16 protein-coding genes are annotated in these 21,503 nt (G+C 57.6%); 10 read left to right on the top strand and 6 right to left on the bottom strand.

The window, feature by feature from the left end:
- Positions 1–2: 2 nt before the first annotated feature.
- A complete protein-coding gene (leuA, locus tag VGE55_RS13520; RefSeq protein ID WP_331132308.1) occupies positions 3–1,682 on the bottom strand; it encodes a 2-isopropylmalate synthase in 1,680 nt (559 codons plus the stop codon).
- Between the two features lie 146 nt (positions 1,683–1,828).
- Between leuA and VGE55_RS13515 the strand changes: the two genes are divergently transcribed.
- Positions 1,829–2,305, top strand: coding sequence for an Lrp/AsnC family transcriptional regulator (locus VGE55_RS13515; RefSeq protein WP_331132203.1), 477 nt, complete (start codon positions 1,829–1,831; stop codon positions 2,303–2,305).
- A 10-nt stretch (positions 2,306–2,315) separates the two neighbouring features.
- On the opposite strand, the gene VGE55_RS13510 is transcribed toward VGE55_RS13515, so the two are convergent.
- Positions 2,316–4,214: a hypothetical protein gene (locus tag VGE55_RS13510; protein ID WP_331132202.1), complete on the bottom strand. Its 1,899-nt coding sequence runs from the start codon at positions 4,212–4,214 to the stop codon at positions 2,316–2,318.
- Between the two features lie 284 nt (positions 4,215–4,498).
- Between VGE55_RS13510 and VGE55_RS13505 the strand changes: the two genes are divergently transcribed.
- From VGE55_RS13505 to VGE55_RS13495, 3 genes are read left to right on the top strand one after another with little or no spacing between them, the layout of a single operon-like run.
- Positions 4,499–5,440 carry a patatin-like phospholipase family protein gene (locus tag VGE55_RS13505; RefSeq protein WP_331132201.1) on the top strand — a complete coding sequence of 314 codons (942 nt, stop codon included), beginning with the start codon at positions 4,499–4,501 and terminating at the stop codon, positions 5,438–5,440.
- A 57-nt stretch (positions 5,441–5,497) separates the two neighbouring features.
- Positions 5,498–6,202 (top strand): DUF4197 domain-containing protein, encoded by a 705-nt coding sequence (locus VGE55_RS13500; protein ID WP_331132200.1) that lies wholly within the window; start codon positions 5,498–5,500, stop codon positions 6,200–6,202.
- A gap of 1 nt (position 6,203) precedes the next feature.
- Positions 6,204–6,746, top strand: a complete 543-nt coding sequence (locus tag VGE55_RS13495; RefSeq protein ID WP_331132199.1) for a copper chaperone PCu(A)C — start codon at positions 6,204–6,206, stop codon at positions 6,744–6,746.
- Between the two features lie 30 nt (positions 6,747–6,776).
- Here VGE55_RS13495 and VGE55_RS13490 read toward each other — a convergent pair whose 3' ends face one another.
- The 3 genes from VGE55_RS13490 to VGE55_RS13480 all read right to left on the bottom strand — a co-directional run bounded on the left by VGE55_RS13490 (position 6,777) and on the right by VGE55_RS13480 (position 10,904).
- Positions 6,777–7,682, bottom strand: coding sequence for an acetyltransferase (locus VGE55_RS13490; RefSeq protein WP_331132198.1), 906 nt, complete (start codon positions 7,680–7,682; stop codon positions 6,777–6,779).
- Positions 7,683–7,755: 73 nt separating this feature from the next.
- Positions 7,756–9,489, bottom strand: coding sequence for an alkaline phosphatase D family protein (locus VGE55_RS13485; RefSeq protein WP_331132197.1), 1,734 nt, complete (start codon positions 9,487–9,489; stop codon positions 7,756–7,758).
- A 23-nt stretch (positions 9,490–9,512) separates the two neighbouring features.
- On the bottom strand, positions 9,513–10,904 hold the full coding sequence (locus VGE55_RS13480; RefSeq protein ID WP_331132196.1) for an alkaline phosphatase PhoX: 1,392 nt from the start codon (positions 10,902–10,904) through the stop codon (positions 9,513–9,515).
- Between the two features lie 261 nt (positions 10,905–11,165).
- Here VGE55_RS13480 and VGE55_RS13475 point away from each other — a divergent pair, with 261 nt between their 5' ends.
- From VGE55_RS13475 to VGE55_RS13450, 6 genes are all read left to right on the top strand, one after another.
- Positions 11,166–11,750 carry a cytochrome P460 family protein gene (locus tag VGE55_RS13475; RefSeq protein ID WP_331132195.1) on the top strand — a complete coding sequence of 195 codons (585 nt, stop codon included), beginning with the start codon at positions 11,166–11,168 and terminating at the stop codon, positions 11,748–11,750.
- Positions 11,751–12,231: 481 nt separating this feature from the next.
- Positions 12,232–13,098, top strand: a complete 867-nt coding sequence (locus VGE55_RS13470; protein ID WP_331132194.1) for an alpha/beta fold hydrolase — start codon at positions 12,232–12,234, stop codon at positions 13,096–13,098.
- A 2-nt stretch (positions 13,099–13,100) separates the two neighbouring features.
- A complete protein-coding gene (locus VGE55_RS13465) occupies positions 13,101–13,943 on the top strand; it encodes an NAD(P)-dependent oxidoreductase (protein WP_331132193.1) in 843 nt (280 codons plus the stop codon).
- A gap of 49 nt (positions 13,944–13,992) precedes the next feature.
- The gene (locus VGE55_RS13460; protein ID WP_331132192.1) at positions 13,993–15,015 is read left to right on the top strand and encodes a hypothetical protein; all 1,023 of its coding nucleotides are present in this window, start codon (positions 13,993–13,995) and stop codon (positions 15,013–15,015) included.
- A gap of 77 nt (positions 15,016–15,092) precedes the next feature.
- The gene (locus VGE55_RS13455) at positions 15,093–17,771 is read left to right on the top strand and encodes a CHASE domain-containing protein (RefSeq protein WP_331132191.1); all 2,679 of its coding nucleotides are present in this window, start codon (positions 15,093–15,095) and stop codon (positions 17,769–17,771) included.
- A gap of 41 nt (positions 17,772–17,812) precedes the next feature.
- Positions 17,813–18,814, top strand: coding sequence for an FAD-dependent oxidoreductase (locus VGE55_RS13450; RefSeq protein WP_414675031.1), 1,002 nt, complete (start codon positions 17,813–17,815; stop codon positions 18,812–18,814).
- A gap of 27 nt (positions 18,815–18,841) precedes the next feature.
- Here VGE55_RS13450 and VGE55_RS13445 read toward each other — a convergent pair whose 3' ends face one another.
- Positions 18,842–21,397, bottom strand: a complete 2,556-nt coding sequence (locus VGE55_RS13445) for a DNA topoisomerase III (protein WP_331132189.1) — start codon at positions 21,395–21,397, stop codon at positions 18,842–18,844.
- Positions 21,398–21,503: the final 106 nt, after the last annotated feature.

Genomic DNA, 21,503 nt, shown 5'->3' with positions numbered 1-21,503 from the left:
GTTCAGTCATGCGCACAGTGTACAGCGGCTTGCAAACCCAAGCGATGCACCACACTCATCAGGGCTTTCACCGAGGCCATCACAATGTTGTCGTCAATGCCCACACCAAAACGCCCAGCCGGCATGTGGGGTGAACTGGCCTCGATGATGCACACCGCTTTGGCCTGTGCGCCCTGCCCTTGTGAACGCTCTTCGTAGTTGACCACATTGAATGGACCCAATTGCTGTTGCAGGGCATTCACGGCGGCATCCACCGGGCCGTTACCGATGCCCTCCACCGAGACGGCTTCCTCACCCTGCTGCCATTGCAGCACCGCACGCGTTTGGCTGCCCTGTTCATGAAACCGGGCTTGAACGGCGCCTTGTTCAGTGGCCGTTAAATAGGTGCGCTGAAACAGACCCCACAACTCGGTGGAACTCACCTCTTTTTCGGTGCGTTCGCTTTCTTGCTGGACCACGGCCGAGAATTCCACTTGCATGCGCCGAGGCATGACCACGCCATGCTCACGTTCCAGAATGTAGGCAATCCCGCCTTTGCCGGACTGGCTGTTCACGCGGATCACGCTGTCGTAGGTGCGGCCCACATCCTTGGGGTCGATGGGCAAATAGGGCACTTCCCATATGCCGCCGTCTATCTGCTTGTCGAACCCTTTTTTGATGGCATCCTGATGCGAGCCTGAAAAGGCGGTGTACACCAAATCGCCCACATACGGGTGGCGGGGGTGAATGGGCAACTGCGTGCATTCTTCCACCACGCGGGCAATGGCGTTGATGTTGGAGAAGTCCAAGCCCGGGTGCACGCCCTGGGTGTACATGTTCAAGGCCAGCGTCACAATGTCCACATTGCCGCAACGCTCACCATTGCCAAACAGGCAACCTTCCACGCGTTGCGCACCGGCCATCATGGCCAATTCGGCTGTGGCCACGCCGGTGCCGCGGTCGTTGTGGGGGTGAACGGACAACACCACATGCGCACGTCGGTTCAAGCGGGCGTCCATCCACTCAATTTGGTCCGCAAACACATTGGGCGTGCTCCACTCCACGGTGGTGGGCAGGTTGATGATGACGGGTCGCCCGGGCCCGGCATTCCAGGTGTCAATCGCGGTGTTGCAGGCTTGCAGCGCCACGTCCAGCTCGGTCATGTTGAAACACTCGGGCGAGTACTGCAGTACCCATTCGGTCTCGGGGTGGGCATCGGTGAGGCGTTTCACGGTTTGCACGCGTTGGCGCACCATGTCGATCACCTCGGGCACAGTCATGCGAAACACCGTATTCCTCCACACCGGTGCGGTGGAGTTGTAGATGTGGATGATGGCGCGTTTGGCGCCGATCACCGATTGCACAGTGCGCTCAATGAGATCGTCACGGGCCTGTGTCATGACCATAGGGGTAACGTCATCGGGAATGCGGCCCTCATCAATGAGGGTGCGGATGACGTCGAAATCAATTTGTGAAGCCGCCGGAAAACCGGTTTCAATTTCTTTGAAACCCACCTTCACCAATTCACTGAAAAACCGCAATTTGGTGACCACGCTCATGGGCTCGAAAATGGCCTGGTTGCCATCGCGCAGGTCGGTGGACAACCACACGGGGGCCTTCTCGATTTGCTGGTTGGGCCACTGCCGGTTGGGCATGTCCACGGTGTAGGCGCGGCGGTATTTGGTGGCGGGGTTGGCGAGCATCATGGTATGGGCCTGCTGGGGTGGTGTGTTTTCAATGCAACCAGTGTATGCAAAACCCCCTGGCAGGTGCTTGCGTTGTTTGCCTTGAAATAACCATGATTTGACATTAAATTGCTTAATAACAATCAAACAAGCAATAAAAAACCATGAAAACAGAAACGGTGAGTTTGGACCGCTACGATCGAAAAATACTGGAACACCTGCAAACCAATGGCCGGGTGAGCAACCAAGAATTGGCCGAAGCCATCGGTTTGTCGCCTTCACCCTGCTTGCGCCGTGTGCGTGCACTGGAAGACGCTGGCTTGATTGTAGGTTACCGCACCGTGCTGGATGCGAAAAAACTGGGCTACGCACTGGAGGCCTTGATTTACATTTCCATGGACCAACACACCCCCGAGCGCTTTGCGAATTTTGAAAGTGAAATCAAAAAAATTGGGGAGGTGCAGGAGTGTTTGCTGATTACCGGGCAGCAGGCCGATTACCAGTTGCGGGTGATTGTGCAAGACATGGATGCTTACCAGGTCCTGCTGTTGAACCGCATTACCCGCATCAAAGGGGTGACGGGTGTGCACACCAGTTTTGTATTGCGCCGGGTGGTGGCAGGTGCGCCGGTGCCGGTTTGAAGGGCTTGGCTTAAATCACTTTCAGTTTTTCGCCGCGGGACACATTGGGGCGGTTGGGTAGCACGTTGCCATTCCAGCCACCCAAGGATGCTGACAGTTTAGCAACGCCGAGTGCGGCCAAGGCCAGCAAGCCAATGCCAGACATGACGGTGCCGGTGCTCAAGATGCTCAACTTGCTGTCACCCGTTGGAACGCTGGAATGAAACGGTGAGCCCGTTTGGGCTGCAATCTTGTCAACTGCTGGAATACCGCAAGCGTATAAGGCAGAGACGGCTGCACCGCCGGCACACCTTCCAAAAGAACTGCACACGGTTCTGGATGCCGGGCTAGAGGTCCCAAAATTTTGAAGCATTCTGAAACCAAAATTGAACAGTCTGGAAGTCGACCCGTTTACAGCCAATACAAAGTTGTAGTTGATGGCGTGCAAGGTGTCACTGGTGATGATAAGGGCCCGGGTAATTGGGCCATATTGGTGAATGTTCTGGCTCATGTATTCGCCTTTGGTGGCGTTGTGCGGTGCGCGTTTTGGATCTGCCAGTTTGGCTTTGTGAATTTTTTCGTAGTCGGGGTTGGTCCAATATCGGAGGGTTCGCGCCCAATGTGTTCCGATTATTCGATCGATGCTTTCAGCCGGCGCAATCAGACTTTTCAAAATAATCGTGTTCAAGTCCTGGGCTTTACCTTCCATCCACGTGCGGCTGTCTTGCGCTGATTTTTTAAGGTCCGCGTCTTGGTTCACTTTGCTTTTGCCGTCGGGTGAATTGTTGATCGTTCCCAATTGAATATCGCCGTGCTCGACCAAACCCGCCAAGGTTGCAAAGTGCGATTCACGACACCGAAGCGCCTTTCGATATTGATAGTTCTGCCAGACACCGGCGTTTGAGGGCGGTTCGGGAACTTCACCCAAATAATCGCCGATGATTTGTTGGGTTTTGACCAGGTTTCGGTCGATGGCTTCTGGGCAGGTTTCGGGCTCCAGTGCTGCTTCCAGCCGTTCAATCAGCACCGGCATTTGGTCTTTTTTGTGGGTTTGAACTTTGGCACCCCGAAACTCGGACCCCACATACCGATTCATGGCCCTGGCGAGCAACAGGCGACCATCCGGTTTGCCTTGAAAGTGCAAAATCAGTTTGTTGATTTTGCGCAGGGTGTTGGTCATTTCCTTTTCGATGGCTGTTTTGTGTTCGGGCTTCAAATCGATGTTGCGCATGAAACCCTGTGAAACCCAGGCGGAGACCGTTGAAGTCAATCCAAACATGGCCGAAAACGCCGCGAACGAAATCAAAATTTGGTTACCCACCTTACCCAAAGCGGCTCGGGTATCGGTGCGTGCCAAACCCGTGATGAATGTCGATAGCATGCCGATGGGCAACGAGAGTAGTGCCGTTAAAACTTTGTGGCTGGGCCTGTTTTCTGCCATTTTGTGCATGAACAGGTTTTTCACCATGCGATAGGTAAAACCGGTGGGCGCCGAGGTCATTTCGCAAAAGCCCATCACCCCTTTGGCCACGGCAGCAGCGCGCCGGGCGTTACCTTGGTCGTGCAAAAGGTCCATCCGCGTCCGCACATAATCCTGCCGCTGCATGCGGTCTTGCAACTGCGCGTTGTTTTTGTACGAGTCCCAGATGGATAGCGAGCCTTGGGTGGGCTGTGCTTTCTCCAGCGCACGTTGTTCGCGCAGAATAGTGGCTGACACGTAATGTCCAGACTCGTAGTGGCCCCGGACACAGCTCTGGAGGTTTTTCCCTTTGCCACCCCACTCGTTGAAACGTTCCCACCACGCGCGCTTGCGAAACTCCCGTCCTTCGTTTCGGGTGTAGCCATTTTTTTTGGCAATGCGCGTCTCGACATCCCTAATGAAGGTTGTCGCGACTGGTGTTGCAACAGCAGCGGTTTGAACCAAAGCCACGTTGAGTCTCCGTGCACGAAACTGGTGCGTTTCGCATCGTGTTGATGCATCAAACATGGCACGAATTGATTCAGTTGCAAAAAATTGACAATGAGGTGTCACCCGCATGGTGTAACTTAAACCCGTATTTTTGACAAAACCGCGGGTTTACCCCAGAAATTTGTGCACCGCAATAGAGCAGTTGATTGGTCACGGAACCTTGTTCACATTAGTGGGTCGTATCGACACACTGTGGTTGCTCTGCCGTACACTTCCCCTCCAATCGATTTGTTTCCCGAAAAGTTATGAAAATCAAGGTGTTCAAGCTGTTGGCGCTGGGCTTTTCGGCCGCGGTGCTGGCGTCCTGCGCAGCATTCAAGCCAGAACCCGTCCCCGAGACCGTGGCACCGGTGGCCGAGCCTGTGAAGGTGCGCGAGCCCGTGGTCGCCTTGGTGCTGGGCGGCGGTGGCGTGAAAGGTTTTGCCCATGTGGGTGTGATCAAGGTGCTGGAGAGCCAGGGCATTAAGCCGCAAATTGTGGTGGGCACCAGTGCAGGCAGCTTTGTGGGTGCCTTGTATGCCAGTGGCATGAGTGCGTTTGAGTTGCAGCGTGCGGCCTTGAACATGACGGAGAACGACATCCGCGACCTGACCTTGAGCAGCAAGGGCTTCTTGATTGGCGAGAAGCTGCAGCAGTTTGTCAACACCCAGGTGAAGAACAAGCCGATTCAGGCCTTCCCCATGCGTTATGCGGCGGTGGCAACCGACTTGGCCAGTGGCGAGAAGGTGGTGTTCAACTATGGCAACACGGGCCAGGCGGTGCGTGCATCGTGCAGCATTCCGAATGTGTTTTTGCCCACGCAGATTGGCAACCGCCAGTACGTGGATGGTGGCTTGGTGAGCCCTGTGCCGGTGAACACGGCCCGCGACATGGGTGCCGATGTGGTGATTGCAGTGGATATTTCGGCCCGACCCAAGAAAGGGGTGGGCAACATGGGCTGGTGGGGTTTGCTGGACCAAAGCATCAATATTTTAAGTCAACAAGCCATCAAAGCTGAATTGGCCCGTGCCGATGTGGTGATTCAGCCCAGCGTGCAACATGCCGATGCCTTGAACCTGGACCAACGGCATGAATTTTTACTGGAGGGTGAGCGGGTTGCGCAGGGCATGGTGCCGCAAATACAGCAAGCCATTGCGAGCAGCCGTCAACGTTTAACGGCGCAAGCCGTTGGCATGGCAAAGCCCTGACCTGTTTGAATGTGCATGTCGTACACTGGTGGGGTTGCCAAAACCGGAGACCCTGCCATGCCCAGAATGCCCCAACAGTTGTTGACATCCACTTGCCGCCTGGCGGCCGTTGCCGTCCTGTCGTTGGCTGGTACGGCTTGGGCTGCTGACCTGAGCAACATCAGCAACACCGACGCGGCCTCTGCCCTGCGGACCACCTTGAGCAAAGGTGCGGAATCAGCCGTGGCCAGTTTGGGCAAAAGCGGTGGGTTTTTGAACAACCCGGCGGTGCACATTCCCCTGCCCCCGGCTGTTGAAAGCAGCAAGAAAATGCTGAAAATGGTGGGCATGAGTGGCCAGTTGGACACGCTGGAAACCTCGATGAACCAAGCCGCCGAAGCGGCGGTGCCCCAGGCCAAAACCCTGTTGCAGAAAGCCATTCAAAACATGAGCGTGCAGGACGCGAAGCAGGTGCTGCAAGGTGGTGATACGGCGGTGACCGATTTTTTCCGCAGCAAAACACAGGCTGACCTCACCACGCTGTTGATGCCGATTGTGAAGGCCAAAACAGCGCAGGTGGGGGTGACGCAGCAGTACAACGCCTTGGCTGAAAAGGGCAGCAAATTTGGTTTGCTGAAACCCGAAGAGGCCAATCTGGATGGGTATGTGACGGGCAAGGCGCTGGATGGCCTGTACCACATGATTGCTGAAGAGGAAAAATCGATCCGCGCCAATCCAGCCGCAGCAGGTGCTTCCATTTTGAAAAAAGTGTTTGGTGGTTGACATGGATTTGAAGAAAACGATGGGCTTGGCCTGCATGCTGGGTGTTTCAATCGTGGGGTTCACAGGCTGCTCCAAGCACGACGAGCACACTGCCTCAACGGCCAGTGCTGCGGTGGTGGCAACACCAGCCGATGCGCAGACCCAAGGCCCCGTCACGGTGAGCAATGTGTGGGTGCGCCCGGCCTTGGCCGAACAAGATGCCACCGGCGGGTACCTGACCATTCAGTCCACTGAAAAACTGGCCCTCGTGGGTGTGTCCACCCCCCTGGCCGAGGTGGCCGAGGTTCATGAAATGCGCATGGATGGTGATGTGATGCGGATGCGCATGCTGGAACGCCTGAACATAGAACCTGGCAAGCCACTGGAATTAAAACCTGGTGGCAACCACCTGATGCTGATGGCGTTGAAAGGTGCTGTGGAGGCTGGGCAGCAGGTGGACCTCAACCTGCTGTTTGAAAAACCGGACGGCACGAAAATCGACATGCCGGTGAAGGCGACTGTGCGAGGCCCGGCGGGTGCCGCCAGCGGAGCCCATCAACACTGACCCAGCAAGGCCCCGGGGGCTCGCGAGCAGTTACTGGTGTTGTTTCAGGCGGGCCAACAGCGCATCTTTGTCGGCCCACAGGCCGTTGACCCATTGTTTGAACGCGGTTTTAAACGCAGGGTCACCACCAAAATCACCAGCCACCATGTCGGCGGGAATGTCGAGGATTTCAATCTCGATGTGCATGCCTGCTTGCTGACCGCACAGCCATGACCACGTCAGGTTGCCCTGCACGGGTTGGTAGGCAATGGTCACATTCACCAAACCTGCAAACTGTTCGCCCATGGCATTGAGTGCGGCCGACAGGCCACCGTATTTGGGGCTGAGCAAGTGTTTGTAAGGTGATTTGGTTTTGGCCTGTTTGGCCGGTGTAAAGCGTGTGCCTTCCAGAAAGTTGATGACCGTGGCTGGGCTTTCTTTGTAGACCGCGCAGGCGCGCCGTGTGGTCTCCAGGTCTTGCGTGGCCAGGGCTGGGTTTTTGGCGATCGCTTGGCGGCTGTGGCGCTTCATGAAGGGAAAGTCCATGGCCCAGCACACCACGCCCACGATGGGCACCCAAATCAGTTGCTGCTTGAGAAAAAACCGACCGAACGGGCTGTGGCCATGCAGCACGTCAAACAACACGACAATATCGGCCCAGGCGCTGTGGTTGCTGATCACCAAATAACTGCTGTGGGGTTTGAACTGGCCTCGGATATTGACAGTGGCTTGTTGCCCACCGTGCATGAGTGCATAAATGCGTTTGTTGCTGCCCACCCACCAGGTGGCAATGGCCACGCAACGGCCGGAAGCCCAACGCTGCACGCGGTGTACGGGTAGCAGTCGCAGCACAATGAAGGGCAGCATGACCACAAACCAGAATGTGATGCAGGTGGTCATGAGGACCACCGTGAGAATGCCGGTGATGTGTTTGGGCAGAAACTTGGAGAGGGCCATGCTGGGTATCCGATTGCCGGAAAAAAACGTCAAACCGGATCTTACCCGACAAGCTCACCCAAATTAGCCCCAATTAGCCCAATGCGCCCGCCAGCGGCCCGGGAAGGGCTGGCAATGCCGGGTTGATGTGATTGCTGTCTTTCAGCACGTCAAAGCTGGCGGACAGTTGCTCGCTGCCACCACGCTCGGTGATGGTGCTGACTGCCCAGTATTCGCAGGTCACTTTTTCTTCGGTGACTTTCAACAGGCTGTAGCCCCGCTCGCTCATTTTGACGTGTTTGATGTGCGGGCTGGTGAGGCGAATGGTTTGCACCACTTCATCGGGAATCGGCAAGCCAGGCGAGGTGACGGAAGTGACCACAAATTCCACGGCCACACTGCCATCGCCGGTCAGTGGGTTGTAGCCGCCCACCTGGCTGATGGGCAGGTTGGGGTTGTCCGTGATGTCGGCCACCCAGGCGCTGTGCACATCGCCGGTGAGAATAACCACGTTGTTGATGGCTGCACCACCATCGGCACCCTTTAGGGCGTTGATGATGCGCTGGCGTTCGGCGCCGTAAGAGTCCCAAGCGTCGCCATTGAGCCCCGATGGACCCAACACGTCATGGATCGGGCCGGGTGCGGGATTGTTCACGCCGGGTTTGATGATCCATTGGTGAAACACCACCTGGTTTCCCACCAATTTCCAGGGCGTTTGGGATTGGCGCAGGCCATTGATCAGGAAGTTGTACTGCTCGTCGCCGATCATGTGGCGATCGGCATTGGAGGCATTCCCTTCGACGGGATTGATCGGTGTCCCGGCAGGCGCATCGCGGTCGTACAGCCGCGTGTCCAGCAGAAACAGGTCCGCCAGGCCACCCAGTGGAATGTGGCGGAAAATCTTGTTGCGGTTGCCGGGTTCCGGCAGGCGGATGGGCATCCATTCATCATAGGCTTGTTGCGCAAATGCCTTGCGGTCCACCCATTTGCCTTCCACGCCTTCGGTGTGGTTGTTGGCGCCGTCTTTGTACGAGTTGTCGGCCGATTCGTGGTCGTCCCAAATGGTGATGAAGGGGAACTTCAGGTGCAGGGCGGTGAGGTCTTCATCGCGCTTGTATTGCGCGTGGCGCATGCGGTAGTCGGCCAGGGTGGTGATTTCGTTGGCCGGTTCATAGGCCCGCACGCTGCCATACTCGTTGGTGCCATATTCGTAGATGTAATCGCCCAGGTGAACAATCGCATCGAGGTCGTTGCGTTTGGCCAGCTGGGCGTAGGCATTGAAAAACCCGTGGCCCAATGACGAGCAGCTCACCACACCCAGGTTGAGTGGGCGTTTGCTGCTGGCGCTGGGCATGGTGCGTGTGCGCGCTTTGGGGCTGCGAACGCCATTGCTCAAAAACTGGTAGAAATAAACGGTGTCGGCCTCCAGACCGGTGCAGTCCAGTTTCACGGTGAAGTCGCGGCTGGCGTCGGTTTGAAACGGCAGTGTTTTGACGGGCTGAGTCAGCGCTTCATCTTTGAACACATCCACCTGACCGGTCACGCTGCGGTTGGTGTTTTCCGGGGTGACGCGGGTCCACAACATCACGCTGTTGGCGGTGGGGTCACCACTGGCCACGCTGTGCAAAAAGGCCACTTTTTGGGTTTGCACTTCATTGGGGTTGGTGCGTGCATCGACAGGGGTACTGTTGCTGCCACCACCGCAGCCGCTCAGTGCGGTGGCGCCCGTGATGGTGGCCGCGCCCAGGCCCAATCCGCGCAGAAAGGCTCGTCGGGTGAGCCCAGGTTTTTTCGGGGCACGGGTGCGTTTGCGGCGAGGTGCGGACATGGTGGATGCTCTTCAGGGTGGGTTTAGAGGCGTGCGTTGGGCACTGTGTCGGGAATTTGAAGTTCGTACAACATGCCCAGCCCCAAGCCGTAGCCACCGGCCGGGTTGGGGCCACCGCGGTCACTGGTGAAGTACATGCGTTTGCCGTCGGGGCTGAAGGCAATGCCGGCAATTTCCGATTGGTCTTGCCCCACAATTTGCAACAGTGGCACCAGCACGCCATCGGGATACACCACCACCACTTGCATGTCGCCACCGTCTTCGCAGACCAGCACCTCGCCAAACGGCGTCATGGTGATGTTGTCCACGCCCGAGAGAATGTTGTTGGGCGCTTTGGCGGTCGACAGGTCGTAGGCCACTTCAATGGTTTGGGCGCTGGTGTTCAGCATCCACAAACGGTCGTCGCCCTTGGTGGTGAAAAACACGCGGTCATTCTGGTACCAAACGCCTTCGCCACCGTCAAACACCGTGGTGTCGGCCAGGCGGTTTTCGGATTGGGGCGAGCCGGGGTTGGCCGCCGCCACCCAGGTGTAGGGTTGGGGTGATTTCAACGCACCCTCCACGCCTGCACCACCCACTTTCAGCACCTGCAAAAGGCCTTGGTTGAACATGGGGCGTGCTGCACCAGCTGGCCAGTCGTTGGCGGCTGGCACCCATCGGTAAAAGCGGCCGTCGGGCATGTCCTCGGTCATGTAAATCAGCTTGCGGCTGCTGTCGATGGCCACTGCCTCGTGGCTGAACAGCCCCAGGGTGGGCAAGGAGCGAGCAGCCTTTTGTCCGAATGGATCGCATTCCCACACCAGCCCGGTGGGAATTTCTTCGCAGCTCAGCCAGGTTTTCCAGGGCGTGATGACGCCAGCACAGTTGAAGGTGGTGCCTGTCAAAATTCGGTAGCTGTCCACCACCGTGCCGTCTGGGTCAAACACCAAGGCGCTGGCACCGCCCAAGCCGGGCACGAGGTTTTCAATCGGGTTGGCCAAGGGCGCCAACTGGGGTACCTGGAAGCCCAAGGTTCCAACGCCGGGCACTTCGCTGTTGGAGCAGTAGATCCAGCCGCCGTTGTCGCGGGGCACCACACCGCCGCCATCGTTGAAGATGTGCCACGGGGTGGCACCGGAGGCGGGGGGCATGTTGCTGATGGCCACCACACGCGTGGTGAAGCCCTGTGCCACCCGCACACCATTGGCGTCTGCTTCGCCCAGGGGGCCGATGTTGCGGAAACGGAACTGTGCAGTGCTGACTGCGGTACCACCAAACCGGTTGTTGCCGGAGGCGGTCACTGTCGTATTGCCTGCCACCGGTGAAGTGCCATCGCTTCCACAACCCGCCAGCCAAGGCAGTGTGCTGGCGCTGGCGCCATACAGGAAAGTTTTTAGCAGGGTGCGGCGGTGTGAATTGGGTGTGGGCAGCGACATGGCGAAGCAGCATCAACAACAAGGAGACGTCTTTGTTACTCCCACGAGGCGCATTTGGTTTTGGGGAATCCGCTCCAAGTGACAGTTCACGGCTTTGTCATTTGCAATGTCACATAAACAGGGTAGTGGAATTCATGTTTGATTAGGGTTTACCCTTGCATCCGACCTTGGGCCTAGACAACAGTTGCCAAGAAACCGCACGGGCGCTATGTTTCACGGTATCCATGGCTTTTGCATGGACAATTTTGGGGGATTACAACAATGAAAAAATTTGCATTGGCAGCCTCTGCTGCCGTTGTATTGGCGGGCTGTGCCGCCGGAGGCATGTTTGGACCAGCACCCAAGGATGGTGAATTGGCCAAACCCGCGGATTATTCAACATGGCCTGTGTTCCTGGCCGGCATTGAGAAGCCCACTGGGCACATTCGCGACATTTACATCAACAAAACCGGTGCCTCGGCCCAGAAAGGCGAAGCCTTTCCCAATGGCACTGTGAGCGTGATGGAAATCTACAAGGCCAACAAGGGTGCTGATGGCAAGCTGGCCAAGGCCAATCTGGAAAAAGTCTTTGTGATGTACAAAGGCAAGGATTGGGGTTCTGCTGCACCGGAAGGCATGAAGACGGGTGACTGGGTGTACTCCGCCTTTGAGGCCAATGGTGAGCCTGCCAAGGTGGATTACGCCACCTGCCGTGGTTGCCACATGCCCTTGGCTGACAAAGACTTTGTGTTCCACTACGACAAATACTTTGACACCCGCAAGGCCGCTGCCCTGCTGGACAGCCATGCCGGCAAAGTTGCGATGTCTGTGGAAGACGCACACTTGGCTGCGTTGGTCACCAAGTAACACGGACTGGCTTGCGGCCTTTGGGCTGCTGGTCTATCGTGAAAGACCGCTCCGATTGGGGCGGTTTTTTTATGGGCCTCACGATCGCTGCAGGGGAGGTGAACCGCGCAGCCCGCAGAGGGGCTCCACCAATACGCTCGGTGCCATGCCACCAAGCAATACCGATATGCCCGGCGCCGAACAGTCAGCTCCCCGATCGGTTTGACCCGCACAGGATTCGAACACACGGACCGAGATGTCTGAGCCACGCAGTGGCGAGTTATCGGTCCGGTTCGAAAGCGCGGGGCAACCTTTACCTTTCGGGGGGCGTTCGGCACGGGCCAACGGTGTTGCTGGGGGGCAGTCAACAGGCACGGGCTGCCGGTGTTTCTGGGGACAAGACAAACCAGTACGGGCAGCTCGCCGCCAAAAAACACCCATTCTCGGTCTATGATGTCTCCACACGCGCCCATCAAGAGGTGCGGCCCCCACGGAGACACCCATGATTCCCAACCCGCAAGCGCACACCGCGCAGGCTCAAACCGTGAGCGCGCCCGACGGCTATGCCCTCAAGGTCAACCGCTTCAGCCCGCAACAGCCACCGAAAGCCACGGTTGTCATATCCGCCGCCATGGGAGCGCCGCAAGAGTTTTATCACCCCTTTGCCAGTTGGTTGTCCCAACAGGGGTTTGACGTGTTTTGCTTCGATTACCGGGGCATGGAAAAAGGCACCGGCAATGTAAAAACCGTGGACACCGACATCACCACCTGGATGTTGCAGGATGCCAATGCCGTATTGAAGCATGCCAAGGCGCACACAGCGAGCCGCCTCATATGGTTGGGCCACAGCCTGGGTTGCCAGATTGTCGGGACCCTGCCCGATCGCCACCTGATTGATCAAATGGCGGGCATTGCCACCGGCACTGGTTACTGGTTGCATGCCGACTGGGCACTCAAATCCAAGGCGTGGTTGCTGTGGTTGATCATGGTGCCTGCGCTCACGCCATTGTTTGGTTACTTTCCCGGCAACACCGTCAAGATGGTGGCCGATTTGCCGGCACGCGTCGCCTATCAGTGGCGGCGTTGGTGCCTCAACAGGTATTACCTGGTTGGTGCAGAGGGCGAGGCCATCCGCGCGCAATACCAAGCCATGCGGCTGCCGTTCAAAGTGCTGAGTTTCACCGATGACGAGTTGATGTCTGCCCGAAACACGGAGGACATTTTCGAGATGTATCCTCAAAACAGGATTGAACATCGCCGTCTGGATCCCGCTGAGGTCAAGCTCAAGCGCATTGGACATTTCGGATTTTTTCGCAAAAGCATGGAGCAGGCGGTGTGGCCTTTGGCCTTGAGCTTGCTGGAGGAGTAAGGATGAACCGTTCGTTGTCTGGTAAAAACGTGTTGATCACCGGGGGATCCCGGGGCATCGGGCTGGCCATCGCGTGTCGACTGGCGCAGGAAGGTGCCAACATCACCATTGCAGCCAAAACAGCCGAACCCAACCCCAAACTGCCGGGAACGCTGTACACCGCAGCAGCCGCCATCGAAGCGGCGGGCGGGCAATGCCTGCCCATTCAGGTGGACATTCGCGATGACGTTGCACTACAGGCGGCGGTGAACCAGTCTGCAGAGCATTTTGGTGGGCTGGATATTTTGGTGAACAATGCCAGTGCCATTCACCTCACGCCCACGGAACTGACGCCAATGAAGCGCTTTGACCTGATGTTCGGGGTGAACGTGCGTGGCACCTATGCCAGCACCCAAGCGTGCTTGCCGCATTTGCGGGCTTCGGGCAAGGCCGGGCGCAATCCGCATGTGCTCAATTTGTCGCCACCCTTGAACTTGAACCCAAGCTGGTTTGCACCGCATGTGGCCTACACCATGGCCAAATACGGCATGAGCATGTGCGTGTTGGGCCATGCGCGGGAGTTCAAGCACCTGGGCATTGCCGTGAATGCGTTGTGGCCACAAACCGCCATTTACACTGCGGCCATGCAGATGATTCCCGGCGTATTGCCCGAGCATTGCCGAGAGCCGTCCATCATGGCCGATGCAGCGGTGCAGATTTTGCAACGCACGGCCCAGGACCCAGAGGGCACTGGCCAGTTCTTCATTGATGAAGCCGTGTTGCGACATGCCGGCATCACGGATTTTGATGTGTATGCCACAGTGCCGGGCAGCCAGACGATTCAGCGGGATTTTTTTCTGGATTAAGCGCCTGACCTCAAACCAAGCACCTGAACAAAGCAAAGGATAAAAACGCATGTTGAAAAAACTGGGCGTGTGTGTGCTGGCCCTGCTCATGTTGCTGGGCGGTGTTGTAGCGTTGCTGGCCAATCAATACCCTGCGCTGCCGGAGCAGCTCAACTTGAACAGCCCTGCAGCCGCCGAAAGCCCTGTGGCCCAACATGGGGTGAGGGCTTTGTTTTTGGGTACATCGTCTTTCGTGTGGACCGATGGAAAAACCCAGTGGTTGCTGGATGGTTTTTTCTCACGACCCCCGTTGGCCCAAGTGATGTTCAGCCGATTGACGGTGAATGAGGACCGGGTGAATACCACGCTCAATCGAGCGTTCAAGGAACTGGGCAGACCCAAGGAATTTTCCGCCGTGTTTGTGGCGCACTCGCATTATGACCATGCCTTGGATGCGCCCTACATTGTTAAAAACCAGCCTGGAGCGCGACTGTACGGCTCAGCCTCGACCCGGCAAATTGCGTTGGGTCAGCAGGTGCCTGCTGACCAAATTGGTTTGCTGAACATTCCACAGGACATTCCCGTTGGTGACTTCACCATCCGTGTGTTGGGCTCAGCCCATGCGCCCACCGGGTTTACTGGTGGCAACAATGCAGAACCTGTGACATTGCCCGCCCACGCCCTGGCCTTCAAGGAGGGCATGAGCTACAGCTTTGTGGTGTACCACCGCAACACCGGGGCGCAACCCATCGCCTTGATTCAACCCAGTGCAGGTTATGTGCCGGGACAAAATGCGGGTTTGAAAGTGCCTGTGGTGTTTTTGGGCACGGGTGGTTTGGGCAAACTGGATGAGGATTATGCAGCCCGATACTGGAAAGAAATGGTGACTGACACCGGCGCCAAAACGGTTTATCTGGTTCATTGGGACGACTTTACCCTCCCCCTGATGAAGGGGGGTGAATTGGACGCACTGCGCCCCATGCCCAAGCTGGTGGACCATTTTGACCGCACGGTGACTCGCTTGCAGGCGTTTGCGCGCCGGGATGGCGTGTCGCTCACCATTCTCCAGGCCTGGAAGAAAGTGAATTTTTGAAGCGCAGAGTTTGCAATAATCCAGCATACTGAAGACTTCAGTGCAAGCATGCCTGAGACCTTGATTTTGCAGGCTCGATGAGTAAACCTTCCCCACAGACCGGTGCCAAGCGGGCCCTGGTGGACATTGTTCACAATGAAGTGACGGCCTGGATTGTTCTGGCCATGTCGCTGGGGATCACCGTGGCTGGCTGGTATGTGGCCCGCCAGGCAGTGCAGCGCAATGTGGAAGAACGCTTTCAGTTTGAAGCCCAAGATGCCAGCATCCGCATACAGACCCGAATGCGCGACTATGAGCAAGCGTTGCGAAGTGGCGCTGCGCTGTTCAAAACCATGGGCACCGTCAATCGCCAGCAATGGGCTGATTATGTGGCCAGCCTCAAGTTGCAAGCGGCCCTGCCGGGCATTCAGGGGTTTGGTTATGCCATTTTTTTGAAGCCAGACGAGCTGGCCGCCCATGTTCAATCGGTGCGGGCTGAAGGGCTTCCAGACTACACGGTCAGCCCACCTGGGCAACGGGATTACTACAGCTCCATTGTTTTTCTGGAGCCTCAAGACGAACGCAACCGGCGCGCTGTGGGCTTTGACATGTATTCCGACCCGGTTCGCAAAGCGGCCATGGACAAAGCCATGGACAGCAACAGCACAGCAGTCTCTGGTTTGGTGCAATTGCGACAGGAAAATGGCGTGGATCCTCAAGCTGGATTCCTGATGTACTTGCCGGTGTATCGCAAGGACGCACCACACAGCACGCCCGATGAACGCCGACAGGCCATCCGAGGCTTTGTGTACAGCCCTTTTCGCACCAAAGACCTGATGACCGGTGTGCTGGGTACCCAAAAAGCGGCGGCGGTGCACTTCCGTTTGTATGACGATGCCGTGGAGGCCCCCGAGCATCTGCTGTACGACTCCAGTGATGGGATGTCGACGGAGGCCACCGCGGAACAGTTGCAGTACCGGGACACGCTGGAATTGCCCGGTCGACAATGGCTGGTGGTCTATGACGCCACCCCTGCCCTGTTGGAGTCGGTGCCCACCAGCACACCGCGCTTGGTGCTGATTGCAGGCACTTTGATCGACACCTTGTTGTTTGCCAGCATTGCATCCTTGGCGCGGCAGCGCCGTTTGCTGAACCGACACAACCGTGCCCTGCAGGCCAGCGAGGCCAAATTCACCGGCTTGGTCGAGGGGCTGCAAAGCCAGTTTGCGTTTTTGCGGCTGGATGCACATGGCCGCGTAACCTACCTCAGCCCAACCTTGAGAGACCTGTTGGGTTTGCCGGACCTGGCACTGGGAGAACAGATGCTGTCGGTCATTCACCAATCGGCACCGGGCAGTGACTTGGCCAGGGCGATCGGCTTGACCCTGGCCAGCCGAGTGAATACCAAATTCATCCGCGAAGTGACCTCAGAAGGGCGCGATGATCGCGTGGTGGAAGGCTTCAACCATGCGGTGATGGGTCTGGATGGGCAACTTCAATCGGTGGAGTGTGTGGTGCACGACATCACCCTGCGACAAGCCAACGAACGGGAACTCGACCACTATCGATTAAAACTGCAGGACCTGGTGTTGGAGCGCACCCGTGAGCTGCAAATGGCCAACCAGGCGAAAAGCCAGTTTTTGGCCAACATGAGCCATGAAATCCGCACCCCATTGCATGCCATCATCGGGTTGAACAGCCTCCTGCTGGGGCAAGACCAGGATGCAGAAACCCGCGAGAAGCTGCTGCAAAGCCAGGCAGAGTCGCGCCGCTTGCTGGCCATGGTGGATGATGTGTTGAGCTTCACCCGCATAGAGTCGGGTGCCTTGAAGCTGGAGCCCAGCCCCTTCAGCTTGCGCGACCTGATGGCGCACATCTTGAAATACCACGAGCGCGAGTCCAAATTGCAAGGGGTGCCCATCAGCCTTGCGATTGACCCTGCAGTGCCTGACCAGTTGGAAGGTGATCCGGTTCGCTATCGGCAAATTCTGAACATTTTGCTGAGCAACGCGCTGAAATTTTCCCGGCAGGGCACCATTCAATTGAGCATTGCTGTCCAGGCCAACCGGGGTTCGGGCTTGATACTGCTCACCGAAGTGCGCGACCAAGGCATTGGTTTGGACCCTGCCTTGCTGCCACGTCTCATCCAGCCCTTTGAGCAGGTCGACAACACAGCCACCCGCGAGTATGGCGGCATGGGTTTGGGCTTGGCCTTGGGCAATAAATTGATTGAGTTGATGGGGGGTACCCTGTCACTGGAGTCCACGCCGGGTGCAGGCAGCTGTTTCCGTTTCACCAGCCGCATGCAGGTGCATGCCGTGCAAACAAAAGCCGGACCCCTCAGCCCCGCTGAGGAGGCCGGGGCATCGGCGGCGCTGGACAACCGGCATGTGTTGGTGGTGGAGGACAACCGTTTGAATCAACAGGTCATCAAGGCCTTGCTGGGCCGAATGAACATTCGCGTGTCCGTGGTCGAAAATGGTTTGGAAGCGGTGACGACTGTCCGCAATGACACCAGCATAGAGCTGGTGTTGATGGATGTGCACATGCCCGTCATGAACGGTCTGGACGCCACACGGGAAATTCGACGCTTGCCCGGTGTGGCAGGCACCTTGCCCATCATTGCGTTGACGGCTGCCGCCATGCAGGAAGACGAAGCCGCCTGCCGGGACGCCGGCATGAACGATTACCTGACCAAACCCGTCAACCTGGGCATGCTGTCCAAAACCCTGTTGAAATTTATTGGGCCACGCCGCCCAGCCAGCGAATTGACATGAGCCGTGTCGCAGTGGTTGGCGCAGGCATTGCCGGCAGCGCTGTGGCATTGGCCTTGTGCAAACGCGGGTGGCGTGTTGACCTGTTTGAAGCCGCCCAACCGGCGCATGCTGCCTCGGGCAATTGGGTGGGGGCTTTTCACCCCCACGTGACGCGCGGGGATTCCCCGTTGTCGCAATTGAGCCGACTGGGGTTTGAAGCCACACTCAAGGCCCTGGAAGAATTGACCCAACAGGGTTTGTTGATGCGTGGCCAGGACTGGGACACCCCCGGGCATTTGCTGACCATTCCCAGCGCCGAGGCTGAGCGTGCCCGCGAAACATTGCACTTGTTGCAACGCCCGGCCGATGAGGTGCAGTGGTCCGAGCCAGGCCAGCACTTGCCTTCGCCGCATGCCGGTTATTTTTTCCCGAACGGCGGGTGGGTGAAGCCACCACGCTGGGTGGCGGCCAATCTACAAGCCTGTGGTGAGCATTTGACCCTGCACACGCAACACCCGGTGAATGCGCTGGATGAACTGGCCGGCTACGACGCCGTGGTGGTGGCCTGCGCGCAGCACAGCCTGGACTTGGCACCTGTTCCCGGCGCGGCGACAGGCGTGGTGAAAGGGCAAATCACGCGGCATGCCTTGCAAAACGGGCAACGCTTGCCGCATGTGCTCAGTGGCGAAACCTACGCCATTTCACCGCCGGCGGATGACTGGATGTTGCTGGGGGCCACCTATGAGCGGCCTGTGCTGAACATGGCATGTTCAGATGAAGCCGACGCCGACAACCTGGCACGGTTTAAGGCGGCATTGCCGGGTTGGCCTTTGGGTGGACGGTTGGACCAGCGCACCGCGCTGCGGTTTGTGTGGCACGACCGCCTGCCCGCGGTTGGCCCGGTGCCAGGCTTGAGCAATGTGTATTTGTCCACGGGGTTTGCATCGCGTGGTTTGTTGTGGGCTGCTTTGGCGGGCGAGTTGGTGGCCGACTGGGTTGAAAAAACCCCACCAGAAAACCCATTGCTGCGCAGGCTCACGCCACGAGCCAGGCTCAAGTTTTGAGCCTGGTTTTTTGTGGATTAAAGCGAATTATTCTTCGCTGGTTGCTGTTTTCTTGGCTTTGGTGGTTTTGCTGGCCGTTTTACCAGCAGCACCTTTTGCCGCTGGCTTTTTCTCGCCCTTGGGCTCGAATTCAAAGCCAATCGTGCCGTCGGGTTTTTTCACCAAAAATGCCTTGAATGCACGCCGGGTTTTGGAGGAAACAAAGCGGCTCAGCAAGTCGGTTTTTCCATCCAGCAACAGCTTTTCCATTTGCTCGCGCTCAATGGGCTGTTGAAGAATGACCTTGCCCGAGCGGAAGTCGCAGGACTTGCTGGGCCCCACCGACTTTTCGCACACATAGCTGGTGGGCATTTCGAATACGCTGGCGGCGCACTTGGGGCAAGGGCCCAAGCGGGTTTGACCGGAAAAGTCGACCTCTTCCGCATCGTCGTCATCCCGGCTTTGGCCAAAGTCAAATTCGAGTTTGTGCTCGCTGCTTAAGCGCAGCACCGCCGAGAACGGTCGCCCCATTTTGCTGCGGAAACCGTCCAGCATGGGCAGCTCGCGCTCTTGCAGCAGTGTTTCCACTTCGGCAACTTCAAACTGTCGCCCACCGGGCACCTTGCTGATGGAAAACTCGCAACTGGTGCAGGCAAAGCGGCGGTAGTTTTCTTTCACGACCGCGCCACAATTGGGGCAGGGTGTTTTCAGGGTAGCGTAGTCACCGGGAATGGTGTCTTCGTCGTAATTCTTGGCCCGGTCCACAATGGTCTGGGTGATCTTCTTGATCTCGTGCATGAACTCATCGCGCGAGAGTTCACCCTTTTCCATTTGAGACAGCTTGTATTCCCATTCGCCGGTCAGTTCCGGTTTGGTCAGTTCTTCCACATCCAGCCCGCGCAGCAGCGTGAGCAACTGGAAGGCCTTGGCGGTGGGCACCAGTGCGCGTTCCTCACGCACCAGGTACTTTTCAACCAGCAAGCCTTCAATGATGGCCGCACGGGTGGCTGGTGTGCCCAAGCCTTTGGTGCCCATGGCGTCGCGCAGTTCATCATCGTCCAGCATTTTGCCGGCGCTTTCCATGGCCGATAGCAAGGTGGCTTCCGAATAACGTGCCGGTGGTTTGGTTTGCAGACGCAGGGCCTCGATCTCGTCGGTGCTCACCTTCTCGCCAGCCCCAACCGGCACCAGGCTGTCGTCGTCGCCGGCCGATTGACGACCATAAATGGCCAGCCAACCGGGCTTGACCAGCACCTTGCCTTCGGTTTTGAATCGGTGGTTTTCCACCGTGGTGATGCGGGTGGTGACGTTGTATTCGGCCGCCGGGAAGAACACCGCCAGGAAGCGCTTGACCACCAGGTCGTACAGCTTTTGCTCGGGTTCGCTCAGCGCCTTGGGCACTTGCAGCGTGGGAATGATCGCAAAGTGGTCTGAAATCTTGCTGTTGTCGAACACCCGCTTGTTGGGTTTCACCCAGTTGTTTTTCAGGATTTCTTCACAGAACGGTCCGTAGGCGCCCGCAATGTGGCCCCGGTCCAGTCCCACGAAAGACTTCAAGGTCTGGTTCACTGTGCCCATGTAGTCCTCGGGCAATGCCTTGGAGTCGGTACGCGGGTAGGTCAGCACCTTGTGCTTTTCGTACAGGGCTTGGGCCAGGCCCAGCGTGTTTTTGGCAGAAAAACCAAATCGGCTGTTGGCCTCGCGCTGTAGGCTGGTCAGGTCAAACAGTTGCGGTGCAATTTGCGTGGTGGGCTTGCTTTCCTCTTCCACGGTGCCAGGCTTGCCGTCGCAGGCGTCCACAATGGCTTTGGCCTTGGCTTCGTCCCACAGGCGGTCGGCCCGTTGTTCGGGGTCGTCGCTGCGCTTAAAGCCGGGGTCAAACCACTTGCCCTCGTAGGCGCCGGCTTGCGCACCAAAGCTGGCCTTCACTTCAAAGTAAGTGCGGGGCACAAACTTGCGGATTTTCTCTTCCCGTTCAACCACAATCGTCAGCGTGGGGGTTTGCACGCGGCCCACGGTGGTGAGGTAAAACCCACCCTCCTTGCTGTTAAACGCTGTCATGGCGCGTGTGCCATTGATGCCCACCAGCCAGTCGGCTTCCGAGCGGCAACGCGCCGCATCGGCCAGGGGGCGCATTTCGGCATCGGTGCGCAGGTGTTCAAAGGCCTGGCGAATGGCCGCTGGGGTCATGGACTGCAACCACAGCCGTTCTACCGGTTTGTTGCTTTTGGCAAATTGGGCAATCAAACGGAAAATCAGTTCGCCTTCCCGGCCCGCGTCACAGGCGTTGATCAGGCCCACCACGTCTTTGCGCTTGATGAGCTTGTTCAGAACCTTCAAGCGGGATTCGGTTTTGGCAATCGGGTTCAGGTCAAAATGGGGTGGCAGTACCGGCAGGTTGGCAAAGCTCCATTTGCCGCGCTTGACTTCAAATTCCTCTGGCGCCTTGATTTCAACCAAGTGGCCCACGGCTGAGGACAGCACGTAGTCTTCACTTTCGAAGTAATCGTCGTGCTTGGTGAAGCCCCCCAGCGAACGCGCGATGTCAGCAGCCACCGAGGGCTTTTCTGCAATGATCAACTTCTTGGGGCTATCGCTACTCAATTGGGGTCTCTTGTGGGTGCCGGTGCGTCAATGGGGCTCATTTACTTTTTGGAGCCATGTGCGCCGAAGTGTAAGTGGCATGCCTCGGACAAATCAAGGTTTTCCG

Source organism: Limnobacter sp., assembly GCF_036405155.1.
GTDB lineage: Bacteria > Pseudomonadota > Gammaproteobacteria > Burkholderiales > Burkholderiaceae_B > Limnobacter.
Note: the sequence above shows the minus strand (reverse complement) of the source record. Positions and strands in the feature narration are given on the sequence as shown.